Source organism: Propionispira raffinosivorans DSM 20765 (genome assembly GCF_000381065.1).
Lineage (GTDB): Bacteria > Bacillota > Negativicutes > Selenomonadales > Selenomonadaceae > Propionispira > Propionispira raffinosivorans.
In genome coordinates this window covers 16,633-32,537 of sequence record NZ_KB905871.1, presented here as the reverse complement: position 1 = coordinate 32,537, position 15,905 = coordinate 16,633, and the positions used below count along the sequence as shown (strand labels likewise).

Annotated in this window: 17 protein-coding genes; 9 read left to right on the top strand and 8 right to left on the bottom strand. The window is 36.6% G+C overall.

All coding sequences use genetic code 11. The features are described from left to right. The 8 genes from F606_RS21645 to dnaA form a co-directional block, all read right to left on the bottom strand. A partial coding sequence (locus tag F606_RS21645) for a transposase (RefSeq protein ID WP_019555343.1) occupies positions 1–161 on the bottom strand: 161 nt, incomplete at its 3' end. 313 nt (positions 162–474) lie between these two features. Continuing rightward, the gene (gyrB, locus tag F606_RS0118305) at positions 475–2,457 is read right to left on the bottom strand and encodes a DNA topoisomerase (ATP-hydrolyzing) subunit B (protein ID WP_019555342.1); all 1,983 of its coding nucleotides are present in this window, start codon (positions 2,455–2,457) and stop codon (positions 475–477) included. A 39-nt stretch (positions 2,458–2,496) separates the two neighbouring features. Further along, the gene (gene remB / locus F606_RS0118300) at positions 2,497–2,754 is read right to left on the bottom strand and encodes an extracellular matrix regulator RemB (protein ID WP_019555341.1); all 258 of its coding nucleotides are present in this window, start codon (positions 2,752–2,754) and stop codon (positions 2,497–2,499) included. Beyond that, positions 2,732–3,634: a DciA family protein gene (locus tag F606_RS0118295; RefSeq protein ID WP_407635985.1), complete on the bottom strand. Its 903-nt coding sequence runs from the start codon at positions 3,632–3,634 to the stop codon at positions 2,732–2,734. The genes remB and F606_RS0118295 overlap by 23 nt, the downstream gene beginning before the upstream one ends. 64 nt (positions 3,635–3,698) lie before the next feature. Next, positions 3,699–4,799 carry a DNA replication/repair protein RecF gene (gene recF / locus F606_RS0118290; RefSeq protein ID WP_019555339.1) on the bottom strand — a complete coding sequence of 367 codons (1,101 nt, stop codon included), beginning with the start codon at positions 4,797–4,799 and terminating at the stop codon, positions 3,699–3,701. Positions 4,800–4,801: 2 nt separating this feature from the next. Continuing rightward, entirely contained in the window at positions 4,802–5,026 is a 225-nt protein-coding gene (locus F606_RS0118285; RefSeq protein WP_019555338.1) for an RNA-binding S4 domain-containing protein, read from the bottom strand. 108 nt (positions 5,027–5,134) lie between these two features. Further along, positions 5,135–6,247 (bottom strand): DNA polymerase III subunit beta, encoded by a 1,113-nt coding sequence (dnaN, locus tag F606_RS0118280; RefSeq protein ID WP_019555337.1) that lies wholly within the window; start codon positions 6,245–6,247, stop codon positions 5,135–5,137. A 246-nt stretch (positions 6,248–6,493) separates the two neighbouring features. Further along, positions 6,494–7,960, bottom strand: coding sequence for a chromosomal replication initiator protein DnaA (gene dnaA / locus F606_RS0118275; RefSeq protein WP_019555336.1), 1,467 nt, complete (start codon positions 7,958–7,960; stop codon positions 6,494–6,496). 515 nt (positions 7,961–8,475) lie between these two features. Between dnaA and rpmH the strand changes: the two genes are divergently transcribed. The 9 genes from rpmH to noc all read left to right on the top strand — a co-directional run bounded on the left by rpmH (position 8,476) and on the right by noc (position 15,889). Beyond that, positions 8,476–8,610, top strand: coding sequence for a 50S ribosomal protein L34 (gene rpmH / locus F606_RS0118270; protein WP_019555335.1), 135 nt, complete (start codon positions 8,476–8,478; stop codon positions 8,608–8,610). 54 nt (positions 8,611–8,664) lie between these two features. Beyond that, positions 8,665–9,009 carry a ribonuclease P protein component gene (gene rnpA, locus F606_RS0118265; protein WP_019555334.1) on the top strand — a complete coding sequence of 115 codons (345 nt, stop codon included), beginning with the start codon at positions 8,665–8,667 and terminating at the stop codon, positions 9,007–9,009. A gap of 13 nt (positions 9,010–9,022) precedes the next feature. Next, positions 9,023–9,232, top strand: a complete 210-nt coding sequence (yidD, locus tag F606_RS0118260) for a membrane protein insertion efficiency factor YidD (protein WP_019555333.1) — start codon at positions 9,023–9,025, stop codon at positions 9,230–9,232. Between the two features lie 44 nt (positions 9,233–9,276). Further along, on the top strand, positions 9,277–9,915 hold the full coding sequence (locus tag F606_RS0118255; RefSeq protein WP_033368640.1) for a YidC/Oxa1 family membrane protein insertase: 639 nt from the start codon (positions 9,277–9,279) through the stop codon (positions 9,913–9,915). 2 nt (positions 9,916–9,917) lie between these two features. Then, positions 9,918–10,550: an RNA-binding cell elongation regulator Jag/EloR gene (gene jag, locus F606_RS0118250; protein WP_019555331.1), complete on the top strand. Its 633-nt coding sequence runs from the start codon at positions 9,918–9,920 to the stop codon at positions 10,548–10,550. 297 nt (positions 10,551–10,847) lie between these two features. Further along, positions 10,848–12,230 carry a tRNA uridine-5-carboxymethylaminomethyl(34) synthesis GTPase MnmE gene (mnmE, locus tag F606_RS0118245; RefSeq protein ID WP_019555330.1) on the top strand — a complete coding sequence of 461 codons (1,383 nt, stop codon included), beginning with the start codon at positions 10,848–10,850 and terminating at the stop codon, positions 12,228–12,230. 20 nt (positions 12,231–12,250) lie between these two features. Then, positions 12,251–14,131, top strand: a complete 1,881-nt coding sequence (mnmG, locus tag F606_RS0118240; RefSeq protein ID WP_019555329.1) for a tRNA uridine-5-carboxymethylaminomethyl(34) synthesis enzyme MnmG — start codon at positions 12,251–12,253, stop codon at positions 14,129–14,131. Further along, positions 14,128–14,847 carry a 16S rRNA (guanine(527)-N(7))-methyltransferase RsmG gene (gene rsmG / locus F606_RS0118235; RefSeq protein ID WP_019555328.1) on the top strand — a complete coding sequence of 240 codons (720 nt, stop codon included), beginning with the start codon at positions 14,128–14,130 and terminating at the stop codon, positions 14,845–14,847. Before mnmG ends, rsmG begins: the two co-directional genes overlap by 4 nt. Positions 14,848–14,932: 85 nt before the next feature. Then, positions 14,933–15,889, top strand: a complete 957-nt coding sequence (gene noc / locus F606_RS0118230; RefSeq protein ID WP_019555327.1) for a nucleoid occlusion protein — start codon at positions 14,933–14,935, stop codon at positions 15,887–15,889. Positions 15,890–15,905: the final 16 nt, after the last annotated feature.

The following is a 15,905-nucleotide window of genomic DNA, read 5'->3' as shown; positions in this document are numbered from 1 at the left end:
ATTTCTACTCCTTTATCTTCACACAACTTTCTTAATATCCAACCAATATCTTTTTTCAGTTCTCCATAAATTTCCATCCGACGATATTTAGGCGCAAAAACAATATGATATTGACATCTCCACTTAGTATGTTCTAAACTTTGTATATCTTTATCTTGCATGATAAAGACCTCCCTGTTATTTTTTATGCGGTTGGCTAGACCTGCATTTATTGTAACAGGGATTTTTTTTCGACTAAAGTCAAAACCGTCGATTCCGCCGGCTAAGCCGGTGGTTTATTTCGAACAGTTAAACAAAAAACCTTGCCTCAGCCAAATACATGACATGAGACAAGGTCTTACTTACAAATTAATGCCGATCGTACCGGAGTTCTCACCCGTCTTGACGATAATCGATCGTTCAGCTACTCCCCTTGCAGGAATTATACTCTCATACTACCATAAAAATTTTCTAATGTCAAATATAGACAACAAGTTAAATATCTAAATTACGTACATCATGGGAGTGATCTTCAATAAATTTACGACGAGGTTCTACTTTATCGCCCATCAAAATCGTAAAAATACTATCCGCAGCTTCCGCATCATCAAGTTTGACTTGCAAAACAGTACGACCTTCAGGGTCCATAGTTGTTTCCCATAGCTGTTCCGGATTCATTTCTCCAAGACCTTTATAACGCTGCACAACAATACCATCACGACCAATTTCATCGAGTTTGGCAGCCAGTTCATCATCACTATACGTGTACCAGTGCTGCTTTCCTTTTCGCACTTGGTAAAGAGGTGGCTGTGCGATATAAATACGTCCATTTGTCAAAAGTTCTGGCATATAACGATAAAAGAACGTCAATAACAAAGTACGAATATGAGCACCATCGACATCCGCATCTGTCATGATAATAATCTTACCATAGCGGCTTTTTGTTAAATCAAATTCCTCGCCGATACCATTGCCAAAAGCAGTAATCATCGTACGAATTTCATCATTATTTAAAATTCTATCCAGTCGAGCTTTTTCTACATTGAGTATTTTACCTCTAAGTGGCAAAATAGCCTGGAATCTACGATCACGCCCCTGTTTTGCTGAACCACCGGCGCTGTCCCCTTCGACTAAATAAATTTCAGTCTGCATTGGATCTTTAATCGAGCAATCTGCCAATTTACCAGGAAGCGAACTAACTTCCAAAGCATTTTTACGTCGTGTAAGTTCACGAGCTTTTCTCGCTGCTTCACGCGCTCTAGATGCCATAATCGATTTTTCAATAATTTTTTTCGTAATGGCTGGATTTTCTTCAAAAAATTCAGAAAGACCTTCACTGACAATCGAATCCACAATACCACGAACTTCAGAATTTCCGAGTTTTGTTTTGGTCTGACCTTCAAACTGTGGATTGCGAATTTTCAAGCTGATGATACAACTAATGCCTTCACGAATATCCTCACCCGTTAAATTATCGTCAGACGTTTTCAATATATTTTGTTTACGGGCAAAATCATTTGCGGCACGAGTCAAAGCAATTTTAAAACCAGCTAAATGGGTTCCGCCTTCTTCTGTATTAATATTATTAACAAAACTATAAATATTTTCCGTATAGCTTGTATTATACTGCATTGCGATTTCAACAACGGTCGTATTCTTCGTACCATTAAAATAAATAGGATCCGTATTTATAACTTCTTTATTGCGATTCAAATGGGCCACAAAAGAACGAATTCCGCCTTCAAAGTAAAAAATTTCGTTATGCCCATCACGTTCATCTGTCAGAGTAATTGTGATTTGTTGATTTAGAAAAGCTAACTCACGCAAACGATGTTTCAAAATGTCATAATCATATACAACTTCATCAAAAATCTCAACATCCGGCACGAAATGAACTTTTGTTCCATTTTCATCCGTATCACCGACAACTTTGAGTGCACTTGCGGTATAGCCCTTGGAAAAACTCATATTATATATTTTTCCATCTCTTTTGACTTCAACTTCAAGTAAAGAACTGAGTGCATTTACAACCGATATCCCTACTCCATGAAGTCCACCAGATACTTTATAACCATCGCCGCCAAATTTACCACCAGCATGCAATACAGTTAATACAACTTCAAGAGCTGGTCTGCCGCTTTCATGCATATCAACCGGAATTCCTCGCCCATTATCAACAACCGTAACACTATTATCTTGATGAATCGTTACTTCTATATGGCTGCAATAACCTGCTAAGGCTTCATCAATACTATTATCGACTACTTCATAAACGAGATGATGAAGTCCGCGGCTGGAAGTACTTCCTATATACATTCCTGGACGTTTACGAACAGCTTCCAGACCCTCTAATATCTGAATCTGCTGCGCACCATAATCACCCTCAACCGCTGAAACTTCAGCACTACCTTCGTCAAGATGAATTTCAACTGTCTCCAAATTTGCATCATCATTCTTATTTTCATCATTCTTACTCATAAAAAACCTCCATATACTCTTTCCCCGCTATAGCAATAATCAAAATGCGCCATCATTATCAAAGATTGTATCAGCACGTTTTTTTAAAGTAACAGAAGATATTGCCGATAAATATATTTTATATTTCGTTACAATAAGCGATTTCGGCTGATTTTCTGAAACATCAATTACTTTTTTTTTCGCACGCATTTTTTGAATAAATTCACGATTCACTGAAGAACGAAAACTTTTAAAATCATTAATCGAAATCACATCTTTTAATGCGACCACTGTATCACTTCCGAGATGCAGAAACATGATTTGTCCTCCTGAATTCTTTTGCTTTTGTTTGCTTAGGGCTATTTTTATTAATTTTTTTCAAGGTCTTTCGAAATGGCAAATCATGCCTAAATTTATATAATGTCTTCTTTATAATATCTTCATTTAACTGGTCAGGCGGAATACATCGATACAGCATGGTTAACGTCTTCGCGTCCATACTAGCTGTATCTTCTGGATCAACTTGCGTCACAAGTTTTTGCATCATTTTAACACGCTCTTTGTTTACCATATCCTGACTGCACGAAATGTATTTATAAATATCTGCATAACGAGCCCATGGTACATCGCTAAGAATCTTACGAATTTTAGCCTCGACCTCATGTCTACTTTCACGCTCACAAATATTACAATACAATTGTTCTTTCGGACAAAGGACCTGACATTTTTCACAAGGATGCCATTCATATTGCTTTTCTAGTTTGTGCAGTTTTAAATTTTTTTGATACAAACGTACAAGCTGCGCCCGCAAATTTTCATCTTGAATAGACTCACATTGTCGATTCACCTGTTCTATTTCCTGTTTTTCCAATGTCACATGTCGTAAAAACTTACCAAGATTAGGTCCTTCATTATTTTTTTCAATTGTTTTCGCGGTACTATCAAATTCATAATTACGAAAACGAAGATCCTTTACCAATGCTTCACCGATAAAATGATTAATCTTAGCAATAATGTCAATTTTCATCATGGATAAATGATGTGACCAAACTGAATTTTTTACAGTCAAAAACAAAATTCCATATTCAAGTTCCGCGGGTTTTGACTGCATTGCAATATCATGACCAACAATTTTTGACCAATAAAAAAAAATCAATTGAGATTTATATTGTTTATTCACACCAATTGAATGAATCATTTTTGGGATTATCAAATTTACTTTCTCAAATCGGGACGATCGTGCTTTACTAAATCCCAAATTATCACCCCACTATCGTTCCAGCAGACACTATATGATATTGACCTACTTTTTCTTTTGGAAAATAAGCCTGATCGGTTGCTGTAATAAAAGTCTGAATCCGCTCTTTCTGAATAAAAAGCAATAATTGCTCACGCCTAGCAGCATCAAGTTCACTCATAACGTCATCTAATAGTAAAACGGGATATTCTCCTGTTTCAGATTTAATGAATTCTAATTCAGCCAGCTTTAATGCAAGAACACCAGTCCGCTGCTGACCTTGCGATCCAAATGAGCGTAAATTGATTTGATTCACATTTAAAACCATATCATCACGATGTGGACCAATACTTGTACTACCACGTAAAATATCCACTTCACGAGATTCTTTCAATTTACTATTATACCATGAAATGAACTCCTCTGTCATACCATTCTCTATTCCATTTATTTCATACGTAATTTCTAAGCTTTCGCGATTTGTCGAGATACGTCTATGCATTAGATTCGCCAGCATATTAAGTTTTTTTACCGCATCCAATCGCTTATGCACTATGATCGCCGCAGATTTTTCTAATTGTGGATCCCAGTTATCGAGCATATCACTTTTTGCCCGGCGCTCCCTGATTTTTTTTAAAAGCATATTTCGCTGCGCAACAATATGTGTATATTTCGTCAGCTCATGATAATAAGCAGGACTTGCCTGTGATATCTCTATATCAAGAAAACGACGCCGCCCTGCTGGTGATCCTTTAATTAAAAACAAGTCTTCTGGGGAAAACAAAACTACATTGATCGCCCCGATCAAATCTTTTTGTTTAATAGTCTGCCCATTATAAATAATACTTTTCTTTTTTTCCTGACTGAAGTGAAATTTTAATTGATTCTCAACATCAAGTCTCTCAAAATCAAGTTGCACAAAACCTTCTTTTTCATCCCAACGAATCAGATCCAGATCCGTATTTGTGCGATGTGAATGTCCCATAGCAGCATAATAAATGGCTTCGATGATATTCGTTTTTCCTTGTGCATTTTCGCCTAAAAAAATATGAATATTTTTATCAAATTGCAATTTTAAATCTCGATAATTACGATAGTTGTGTAAAGTAAGTTTCTTGACTTTCATGCCTATTCACCCTGTACTTTAACTACTTTCCAAGTTCCAACACCATTAATTTCCAAAATATCGCCAGGAAATACTTTTTTTCGTTTTTCCGTCACGAGAACTTGATTTAATTTAATAACCTGATCTTCAATCATAAATTTCATTTGACCACCAGATTCAATAATTCCAGCCCATTTTAAAAGCTGGTCCATTTGTATGACATCGGTTTTAATCTCGATATTTTCCATTATAAGCTCTCCTTCTCTATATGTCCCTAATATTTAAAAAATATTGAATTTCAGGGACAAAGGAGTGTCCCTTGTCCCTGAAATTCATTTAAAATTATATTTTCTGTTTTAAGAATTTGTCCGAACTGGTGTAACAATATAGTTATAGGTATCATCATCTGAAGGTTTAATATTAGCTGGTGTTAATGATTTATTTAGGGAAAAATAAAAAATTTCACTTTCAATATTTTTTAGGATATCAGTTACATATTTTGCATTAAAAGCGATGTCGATTTCCGGACCTTCAATTGATACAGGGACAGACTCTTCAGCTTTTCCGATATCAGGGTTATTCGAGGTAATTACAACTTTATTTTCAGTAAATACCAGCTGAATTATATTATAATCACCCGCACGAGAAATTAAAGAAACACGATCTACAGCCGACTGAAAAGCATGCGTATTTATTTTAATTTTTGTATTAAATTCTGGTGGAATAACGCGTTGATAGTCAGGGAATTGTCCTTCAATCAATCGAGATGTTATGTAAACATTATCGAAAGCGAAACTAATTTGATTATAGGAACAATTGACAGTAACATTCGAAGGAATTTCGGAGATCATTATTTTTGTTAATTCATTTAGTATTTTTGATGGAATAATGATTTTAATATTACCCGTAAAATCATCTAAAATTTCGCGTTTTATAGATAAGCGATGTGTATTTGTTGCTACCATCACTACGTCTGAATTATTTACTTCAAGAAGACAACCTGTGAAAACAGGACGTGCTTCATCTGTTGAACACGCAAAAACTGTTTTTTTAATTAAATCACGAAAAATGTTATCGCGAATCTGAAACGTAATATTTCCTGTTAATTGTTGAACGGTAGGAAATTCATTTGCTGGTAAACTTAATAAATTAAATTCGGCTGTATTGGATGATATTTTAACCGTTTGATCAGCACGATTTGAAATAATTTCTACATTTTCTCCTGGTAGTCTTCGTGTTACTTCTTGAAAATAACGGCCAGATAATACAATTGCCCCTGGTTCATCAATTTGGGCATCAATTTTACAGGTAATCCCTATTTCATAGTCAGTAGCTTGTAATTCTAAGGTATTATTCGTAGCATTTAAATAAATTCCAGATAAAATAGGCATTTGTGGTTTACTCGATACAGCTTTAGACACAATTTGAACAGCTTGAACAAGCTCATCTTTAGGACAGGTAAATTTCATTTTTGTCCTCCTTCTTATATATTATTACTTGTTATATTTATAATAAAAAAATAGTCGTCGTAGTCGTAGGGCCTGTGGAAATGTTGATAAGTAAGAAATACAATCGGGTTATTAACATTTTGACTGTTAGTAACTTGTTTATAAATATAAGGTGACTTATCCACATATTCACAGGTAATTTATGGATAAGTACTTACAAACATTTCATCTACAGGAAAACGACAGACTTATACACAGAGTTATACACTACATGCTTTCAATTCGTTGAATCAGCTCTTTGATAATATTATTGAGTTTTATATCTTCGTTTCGTTCTCTGCATATTTTATCGTGAGCATGAATTACGGTCGTATGATCTCGTCCACCAAACATCTCACCGATGCGTGGCAGTGAACTATCAGTCAATTCGCGGCATAGATACATGGCTATTTGCCGCGGAAAAGCAAGATTTCTGGTTCTTTTTTTTACGAGTAGTTCATCTACTTTTATTTTAAAATAAGAGGCAACGATCTCCTGAATAAGTTCGAGTGTAATTTGTTTTGTTTTGTCAGTTGGATAGACATCTTTTAAAGCCTCAGCAGCCAGTTCATTTGTCACAAGCTGGTTATTCAAAGAAGCATAAGCAACTACACGTGTTAAGGCTCCTTCGAGCTCACGAATATTATTGTCGATTCGGCTGGCAATGTATACCATTACGTCATTTGGAACATTTAAACTTTCAATTAATGCTTTTTTTCGTAAAATTGCTATTCGTGTTTCAAGATCAGGGGCCTGAATATCAGTAATAAGCCCCCATTCAAATCTTGAACGCAAGCGGTCTTCTAGTGTTTGAATTTCACGAGGATGGCGGTCGCTTGATATAATAATTTGTTTATTTGCATCATGCAAAGTATTAAAAGTATGAAAAAATTCTTCCTGAGTATGTTCTTTTTTGGATAAAAATTGAATATCATCCACGAGCAATACATCAATATTTCTATATTTCTGGCGAAAAGCTTCTGGTTTACCATCACGGATGGAGTTTATAAGCTCATTGGTGAATTTTTCACTTGAAATGTATAAAACACGCATTTCAGGGTGATTTTGAATTATTTTGTGACCGATGGCGTGCATTAAATGGGTTTTTCCAAGACCTACACCGCCGTACATAAAAAATGGATTATAAACTTTCGCAGGGGATTCGGCTACAGCAAGTGCGGCTGCATGGGCGAATCGATTGGAATTACCCGTTACAAAAGTTTCGAAAACATATTTTGGATTGAGGGAAAATGAATCGCCAGGAGCAATGGGGGAAGGAATTTCTGGCTGGAGGATTGGCTGGTTTTGATCATCCAGCATCGTAGTCTGAAATGGAACCTGATAAGATATATTTGCCGCATCCTTTTGTTCTTGCAGGGAAGCGGCCGGTCTTGATAATGTCTGTGGAAGGGGAATTTCTGACTGATTATTGTTTAGTTCTGTATTTAGACTGGTAATATCAATTGCCAGTCGTGCTTTGGTAACCTCATAACTAGCATCAACGATAAATGGAATATAATGTTTTTCAATCCATTCTTTTGAAAAACCAGTCGGTGTACCAAGTTCGAGTGTTGTTGTCGTCAAAGAAAGTGGAATAAGTGGTTTTAACCAAGTTTCACAAACGATTTGGGAAAGGGAGTCTTCTAATTTTGTTAAAATTTGTTCCCAGTTGGCATTTAATTGAGTTTGATCCATAGAGAAAATCCTTTCTAAAACGAGATATAAACAATATTTATTAACATCTTAATAAGATATCCACAATTTTATACACAGGTGTGGATATCTTATTAAAGAAAAACGGAAAAAAGGCGAAAAAAAATACAAAATCGGAAAAAAATATTTTCACGAAGCTTTGTATTCACTAGGATTGGCAATTGTTTTTACAGCTGTGGATAAAATTGTGGATAAGTGTTAAATTTTGTTAATAAATCAAAGCTTTTCGGTATAAAATGGCAACAGTTGTAGAAAATGTGGACAACTAGCTAAAGATATATTACCAAAATAGAGCGAAGTTATCAACAGGTATTTAAAGAAAATAAAGAAAAGATCGAGAAATATCCACAGTTTTATGTTTATATGCACCTTAATTTTCTTGACACTAGCGGCTATGTAGTCTATAATTTTTATAGTTAAAATTTGTGATAAATAGGCATAGTGATTTTAACTTTATTCGATTGTTTTTTGTATTGTGGCAAGGAGGTGCTTGAGATATGAAACGTACTTATCAACCAAATACGCTCTGGAGAAAAAGAACGCATGGTTTTCGTGAACGCATGAAGACCCAAGGTGGTCGTCTCGTTTTAAAAAGAAGACGTGTTAGAGGCAGAAAAAAATTATCTGCATAATATTAGGTCACTCCGGTGACCTATTTTTTCCATTTGGCGGAATGAGGATCCATTATGTATAAATTATCCAAGCAGAAAATTCTGCGGAAAAACAGAGAATTTCAAAGTGTTTATCGATATGGAAAATCATATGCAAACAGGTATATGGTTTTGTATGTCTTATCTGTAAAAGAACCGCAGAGCAAAGTTGGTTTTGCAGCCGGTAAGCGACTTGGCAATGCTGTTACACGAAACCGTTTAAAGCGTCTGCTTAGAGAAACGTACAGATTGAATCAAAATCAATTAAAAACGAAACATAATTTATTGTTAGTTGGCAGAAAAGCTGCTACGACTGTTAAATGTGCAGTCGTTGAACGAGCTTTTAAAGATTTATGTAAAAAAGCTCGTATTTTGGAATAAGAGGCGGATTAAAATGAAACGGATATTTATTTTTTTGGTAACATTTTATCGGATTGGTATTTCTCCGCTAAAACCGCCGTCTTGTCGTTTTATCCCGACTTGTTCGGAGTATGCGTTAATTGCAATTGAAAAATACGGGGCACGGCGTGGTGGCTGGATGGCCGTAAAACGAATTTTACGATGTCATCCTTTTCATGCAGGCGGTTATGACCCTGTGAAGTAATAGAGATAACAAGTTGAGGATGTGAGATTTTGTTTATATTCGATATGCTGATAGGTTTTCTGCAAAGCATTTTAGAATTTTTCTATCATATCAGTGGAACCATTGGTTTAGAAAATTATGGATTGGCAATTATTTTAATGACTATTGTCATTAAATTATTACTTTATCCATTAACGGTAAAACAAGTGAAATCAATGAAGGCAATGCAGGATATGCAGCCGGAAATGAAAAAGCTGCAAGAAAAGCATAAAAAAAATCCGGACGTACTACAAAAAGAAATGGCAAAACTATATAAAGAATCCGGTGTAAATCCATTGGCTGGTTGTTTGCCGCTTATTGCTCAGATGCCGATTTTGATGGGAATGTTTTATGCGCTTCGAGACTTTAATTATGTCGGTGATCCGCAATTTTTGTGGATGTCTAGTTTATCGGATGCAGACCCATTTTACATCTTACCTGTTTTGTCTGCCCTGACCACGTTTGTTCAACAAAAACAAACGTCGGCAGAAATGAATCAACAGACAAAAATGATGATGATCTTTATGCCTTTATTTATTGGCTGGATTAGCTGTACCTTCCCTTCTGGACTTGTTATTTACTGGGTTATCAGTAATCTTATGCAGATTTTACAGCAATGGTGGATGTATCGTGGTGAAAACACTATAAAAAGGGAGGCTGCTTAACAATGGCTGCTGCAGTTGAAAAAACCGGTAAGACTATTGAAGAAGCGCTGAATTCGGCACTGGCGGAACTTAATTTAACCAAAGACCGTGTTGATTATGAAGTTATGGTAGAACCAACCAACGGTTTTTTTGGTCTCATTGGTGCTAAACTTGCAAAGGTAAAGGTAACTGTAAAAAAATTGACTCCGGTTGAGGTTGCACTTGATTTTTTGCATAAGATTTTTTCATCGATGAAACTTGCTGTTGAAATTCAACAAGCCGCAAAAGAAGATCATTATATCTTTAATCTCAAAGGAAATGATTTGGGAATTTTAATCGGTAAACATGGTCAAACATTAGATGCGTTACAGTATCTAACAAATTTAGCAGCAAATCGTGATTTGAGCGAAGAAAAAATTAGAATAATTATTGATGTAGAAGATTATCGGAAACGTCGAGAGGAAACTCTATGTCGTTTAGCGATGCGTCTGGCTGATAAGGTACGGCGTTCTGGAGAAAAAATTGTTCTTGAGCCGATGAATCGTCATGAACGTAAGATTATACACACTGCATTACAGGATAATAATCGGATTATGACTTATAGTGACGGTGAAGAGCCTTATCGAAAAGTTGTAATTGCTGTGAGGAATAATTGAAATAAAAAGGCGGCTTATGGCGTGCTTTTTTATTGATTATAGTATTTTTTGCAGAGTGCTTGATTTTTGTGTATCCATACTGTAACATGTGATATATTGGACGACGAGAGAACTGTGAAAGGGCTGTCTCAAATTTTTATTTGGGATGGCTCTATTTTTTTGTTGAATTTTATCTACGGTTTCATGACTTTATTTATTTAATCTGCTATGATATAAAATAATAGATTGAACGGATATAACTTTATTTTGTAGATCTGTTTTGAATAAGAATGAAAGGGTATTATAGGTGATAAAACAATGCAAATTGATACAATTAGTGCTATTGCAACTGCGGTGGGTGAAGGGGGTATTGGAATTATTCGCATTAGCGGTAAGCAGGCTGTCGACATTGCTAGTAAGATATTTCAAGCTAAAAATCATCTGCCAATGAGAGATATTATTTCACATCAAGCAACATATGGTAGTGTGATTGACCCGGTGAATTCAACCATTATAGATGAAGTTTTATGCATTCCAATGTATGCACCGCATTCTTATACGCGCGAAGATGTTGTAGAAATTCATTGTCATGGCGGTAGCCTGCCGTTGCGAAGAATTTTAGAATTGACTTTTAAGGCAGGAGCACGCTTAGCAGAACCTGGTGAATTTACGAAAAGGGCTTTTTTAAATGGACGACTTGATTTATCACAGGCACAGGCAGTCATGGATATTATTCGTTCTAAAACGGATGCCTCTTTGCGTATGGCTGTGGGGCAGTTAGAGGGATGCTTTTCTGATAAAATTCGTGAGTATCGGCATCAGATTTTGGAAATGATTGCTCACTTAGAAGCAGCCATCGATTTTCCTGAAGATGATATTGATGAAGTTGCAACAGATGAAGTAAGAGACAATATCCTTATTTTGCGGGAAGAGCTGGTTAAACTATTAAAAACAGGGAAAACGGGACGTATTTTACGCGAAGGTTTGGAAACAGCAATTATTGGTAAACCAAATGTTGGAAAATCTAGTCTTTTGAATTTATTATTGAATGAAAATCGAGCGATTGTAACTGATATCCCAGGTACAACGCGTGATATTATAGAAGAATATGCTAATATTGGTGGTGTTCCGCTTAAAATCATTGATACAGCGGGAATTCGTGAAACGGAAGATATCGTTGAACAACTTGGGGTGGAAAAAGCATGTAGCTATATTGAACGAGCTGATCTTGTTTTAGCTTTGTTTGATTTTTCCCGGGAAATATCTAGTGAGGATAAACAAATCTTGGCATTACTTGCAAACAAAGAAGCCTTGATTCTTATCAATAAAAATGATTTGGCAGCGAAATTAGATATTGCATATATTAAATCTGTTCTGCCAAATCATAAAATAATAGAAATTTCGACTATCTCGGAAGCTGGCTTACCTGAACTTGAAACAGCGATTGTGGATATGGTCTATAGTGGGCAAGTGCAAGCTGAAGAAGGTGCTTTTGTGAATAATGTTCGTCAAATCGAGGCTTTGCGCCAAACCGATGAACATCTTGAGGAAGCACTGCAGACAATACATCGTGAAATGTCACCCGATTTTATTGTGATTGATCTGCGTTCTGCATGGGAAAAATTGGGGGAAATTACAGGTGATACGGTCGGTGAAGATATCATTGATCAGATTTTCAGTCAATTTTGTATTGGAAAATAGTTTATAAGGAGATGTATTTTGTGTTTGTTGCAGGGAAATATGATGTCATTGTCATCGGAGCTGGTCATGCCGGAGTGGAAGCTGCCTTGGCATCAGCTCGGATTGGTTGTAAGACATTGCTTACGACGTTAAATATGGATAATATTGCGATGATGCCATGTAACCCATCAGTTGGTGGTCCAGCGAAGGGGCACTTAGTACGTGAACTCGATGCACTGGGCGGTGAGATGGGGTTGAATGCAGATAAAACATGTATTCAATATCGTATGCTCAATACAGGAAAAGGACCGGCTGTGCACGCACTCAGAGCACAGGCAGATAAAAAACTGTATCAATTTACGATGAAGGAAACGTGTGAGACTCAACAAAATCTTGACGTGAAACAATTATTGGTGGAAAAATTGCTAGTCGAAAATGATACGATTCAAGGTATTCAAATTGAAACTGGTGAAATTTATTATTGTCGTGCAGCAATTTTGGCATCTGGTACGTATTTACGCGGGAAAATAATTCTTGGTGAAAATAGTTATACTGGTGGACCAAATGGGCAGCGAGCAGCTGAAAAATTATCTTCATCATTGCAAAACTTAGGTGTAGAGCTGATGCGTTTCAAGACGGGGACACCAGCACGTGTTGATCGACGTACGTTGGATTTTTCAAAGATGATTATTCAGCCAGGAGATGAGGAGGCCCACAATTTTTCATTTATGAGTGATATTACGACGCGGGAACAAGTGCCCTGCTGGCTTACGTATACGAATGAACAGACTCATCAGGTTATTCGGGATAATTTAGATCGCGCACCAATGGCCAATGGAATGATAGAAGGTATTGGTCCGCGTTATTGTCCTTCGATTGAGACAAAAATTGTTCGCTTTCCCGATAAGGAAAAGCATCAGTTATTTCTTGAACCAGAAGGCTTAAATACAGAAGAAATGTATGTGCAAGGGATGTCCACAAGTTTACCGATTGATGTGCAAATGAAATTTTTGAAAACAATTCCTGGTCTGGAAAATGTTCAGATTATGAGACCGGGTTACGCAATCGAATATGACTGCGTAGATCCACTTCAACTTAAATTGTCGTTAGAATTTAAAAAAATCCATGGATTTTTTTCGGCTGGACAGGCTAATGGGACATCTGGTTATGAAGAAGCTGCTGCGCAGGGGCTGATTGCTGGTATTAATGCTGCTATGCTTGTGACAGATCAAGAACCACTTATTTTGAAACGTTCGGATGCTTATATCGGTGTTTTAATTGATGATCTTGTAACGAAGGGGACACATGAACCGTATCGAATTATGACTTCGCGGGCTGAATATCGCTTACTGCTGCGGCAGGATAATGCGGATTTGCGCTTAACAGAAAAAGGTAGACGTGTAGGTCTTGTCTCGGATGAACGGTATGCAAGATTTAGTGAAAAAAGGCAGAGTATTGAAGAAACCTTGATTTTATTGAAAAATATAAAAATAAACCCGAATAAAGAAACGTTACTTAAACTACAGGCGATCGGATCCTCGGATATTCGTACCACAACTTCGCTATATGATTTACTGAAACGTACGGAATTATCCTATGATTTGGTGCAAAGTCAATTTGAGCTGCCCGCTGTTTCAGCGGAGGTCAAAAATCAACTAGAAATTATGGTTTGGTATGAAGGTTATATAAAAAAACAATTAGAACAAGTCGAACGGACCGAAAAATTAGAAGAAAAATTGCTTCCTGAAAGTATTGACTATGCGATTGTGCCTAGTTTACGGGATGAGGCGCGTGAAAAATTGAGCTTTATTAAACCGCGGTCGATCGGACAGGCCAGTCGTATTTCAGGAGTATCTCCAGCAGATATTTCAATTCTACTGGTGTATCTTGAACAAAATCGCCGTAGTGGAGGAATAAGATGATTTTTAGTGAAGAGTTAAGTAACGCGGCAGCTCTCTATCAGTTATCGCTGACACAAAATCAAGCGGAGGCTTATAATAAATATTTTGATTTACTGATCAAGTGGAATCAGCAGGTTAATCTTACGGCGATTACACAGCCAGATCAGGTAGCTGTCAAACATATGATTGATTCTATCAGCTGTTTTGATCAGACTGTATTTTTTGCTGGAGCACATATTATTGATGTTGGTACAGGCGCTGGTTTTCCTGGTTTGCCGCTTAAAATTTTTCAAGCTGATTTAGATTTGACTTTATTGGATTCTTTAAATAAACGAGTAAAATTTTTGCAGTGCGTAGTCGATGAACTCAAATTAGAAAACACAACCATCATTCATGCTCGTGCGGAAGAAGGGGCCAGGCAAAAACAGTATCGGGAACAGTTTGATGTTGCTGTTTCAAGAGCCGTGGCTAGATTGACTGTTTTATGTGAATATTGTCTGCCATTTGTAAAAATTGGGGGATATTTTGTGGCACTTAAGGGTATGCAGTATGCAGATGAAGTGGATGAGGCAAATAGGGTAATTGCAATCCTTGGCGGAAAGCTTGAAAAAATTGTCCCTGTGAAATTGCCTGGACTTGATGATATTAGGGCGGTGCTTTATATAAAAAAAATCAAGAAGACGCCAACGGTTTATCCGCGTAAAGCAGGTACCCCAGAAAAAAGTCCCCTTTCTTAGTAAGAAAAAGGGTTTTCTTGAGTAGGAAACGAACTAACTAAATGAATCAATTTTCAAATCATGTTATAGATATAGGGGTGGGTGAATGAAAGGTTTAGCCAGATTGTTTGGAATAGGTTCTGATACATCCAAAACTCAGGCTGAAAATACTGTGACACAAGCTGATGTTGCGGTAATTGAAAAAGCTTTGCCGCTAACTGTTGCCGCTGTTGATACTTCAGCCGAATTGCAGCAGGAAAGCGACACTAGGAACAATGTACAATTTTTAGATATTACACAAATTATTCCTAATCCATTTCAACCACGTAAGACGTTTCAGCTTGAGGCGTTACAAGATTTAGCGGCATCAATTCAATCGTTTGGTGTCATCCAACCGCTTTTAGTGAGGAAAAAGGGTTTAGGGTATGAGCTTGTAGCTGGTGAACGCAGGCTACGTGCTTCTAAAATGGCAAAACTTACAGAAGTTCCGGTTATTGTAAAAACATTAAATGATACTGAAATGGCTGAAATTGCTATGATTGAAAATTTGCAGAGAGAAGATTTGCATTTTCTTGAAGAGGCAGAAGGTTTTTCTCAACTTTTACATAAATTTGGGTTTACACAAGAAGAACTTGCTAAACGTATGGGAAAAAGTCAGTCAACGATTGCTAATAAATTACGTCTATTGAAATTAAGTATACAAATTCGGACTGAGTTATGTGATGCAAAACTTACGGAACGTCATGCGCGGGCTCTTTTAAAATTACCAGATGAAGCGAAACAGCAGGAAGCTTTGCTGGTGATTATTGAAAAATCACTAAATGTACGCGATACAGAACTTTTGATTCAAGACATGTTAGAGGAAATTTCCCAGGAAATAACGCCGAAAGTTTCTCGTAAAAATGTTGTAAGAATTGTGCGCGATGTGAGGATTTTCCTTAATACAATAAACCAAGTTGTTGATCAGATGAAGCAGTCTGGTTTGAAAGTGAAGGTTCAGCAAGAACAGTCAGAAGAGTATATTACGGTGAAGATGATCATTCCAAAACACAAGAAAAAATAGTCTTTGTATTTGTTTA

Excerpts from the sequence above, each read along its gene's own strand:
- gyrB (WP_019555342.1), bottom strand. The coding sequence starts at position 2,457 with ATGAGTAAGAATGATGAAAATAAGAATGATGATGCAAATTTGGAGACA.
- remB (WP_019555341.1), bottom strand. The coding sequence starts at position 2,754 with ATGTTTCTGCATCTCGGAAGTGATACAGTGGTCGCATTAAAAGATGTG.
- F606_RS0118295 (WP_407635985.1), bottom strand. The coding sequence starts at position 3,634 with ATGATTCATTCAATTGGTGTGAATAAACAATATAAATCTCAATTGATT.
- recF (WP_019555339.1), bottom strand. The coding sequence starts at position 4,799 with ATGAAAGTCAAGAAACTTACTTTACACAACTATCGTAATTATCGAGAT.
- F606_RS0118285 (WP_019555338.1), bottom strand. The coding sequence starts at position 5,026 with ATGGAAAATATCGAGATTAAAACCGATGTCATACAAATGGACCAGCTT.
- dnaN (WP_019555337.1), bottom strand. The coding sequence starts at position 6,247 with ATGAAATTTACCTGTCCTAAAGATGAGCTTGTTCAAGCTGTTCAAATT.
- dnaA (WP_019555336.1), bottom strand. The coding sequence starts at position 7,960 with ATGGATCAAACTCAATTAAATGCCAACTGGGAACAAATTTTAACAAAA.
- rpmH (WP_019555335.1), top strand. The coding sequence starts at position 8,476 with ATGAAACGTACTTATCAACCAAATACGCTCTGGAGAAAAAGAACGCAT.
- rnpA (WP_019555334.1), top strand. The coding sequence starts at position 8,665 with ATGTATAAATTATCCAAGCAGAAAATTCTGCGGAAAAACAGAGAATTT.
- yidD (WP_019555333.1), top strand. The coding sequence starts at position 9,023 with ATGAAACGGATATTTATTTTTTTGGTAACATTTTATCGGATTGGTATT.
- F606_RS0118255 (WP_033368640.1), top strand. The coding sequence starts at position 9,277 with ATGCTGATAGGTTTTCTGCAAAGCATTTTAGAATTTTTCTATCATATC.
- jag (WP_019555331.1), top strand. The coding sequence starts at position 9,918 with ATGGCTGCTGCAGTTGAAAAAACCGGTAAGACTATTGAAGAAGCGCTG.
- mnmE (WP_019555330.1), top strand. The coding sequence starts at position 10,848 with ATGCAAATTGATACAATTAGTGCTATTGCAACTGCGGTGGGTGAAGGG.
- rsmG (WP_019555328.1), top strand. The coding sequence starts at position 14,128 with ATGATTTTTAGTGAAGAGTTAAGTAACGCGGCAGCTCTCTATCAGTTA.
- noc (WP_019555327.1), top strand. The coding sequence starts at position 14,933 with ATGAAAGGTTTAGCCAGATTGTTTGGAATAGGTTCTGATACATCCAAA.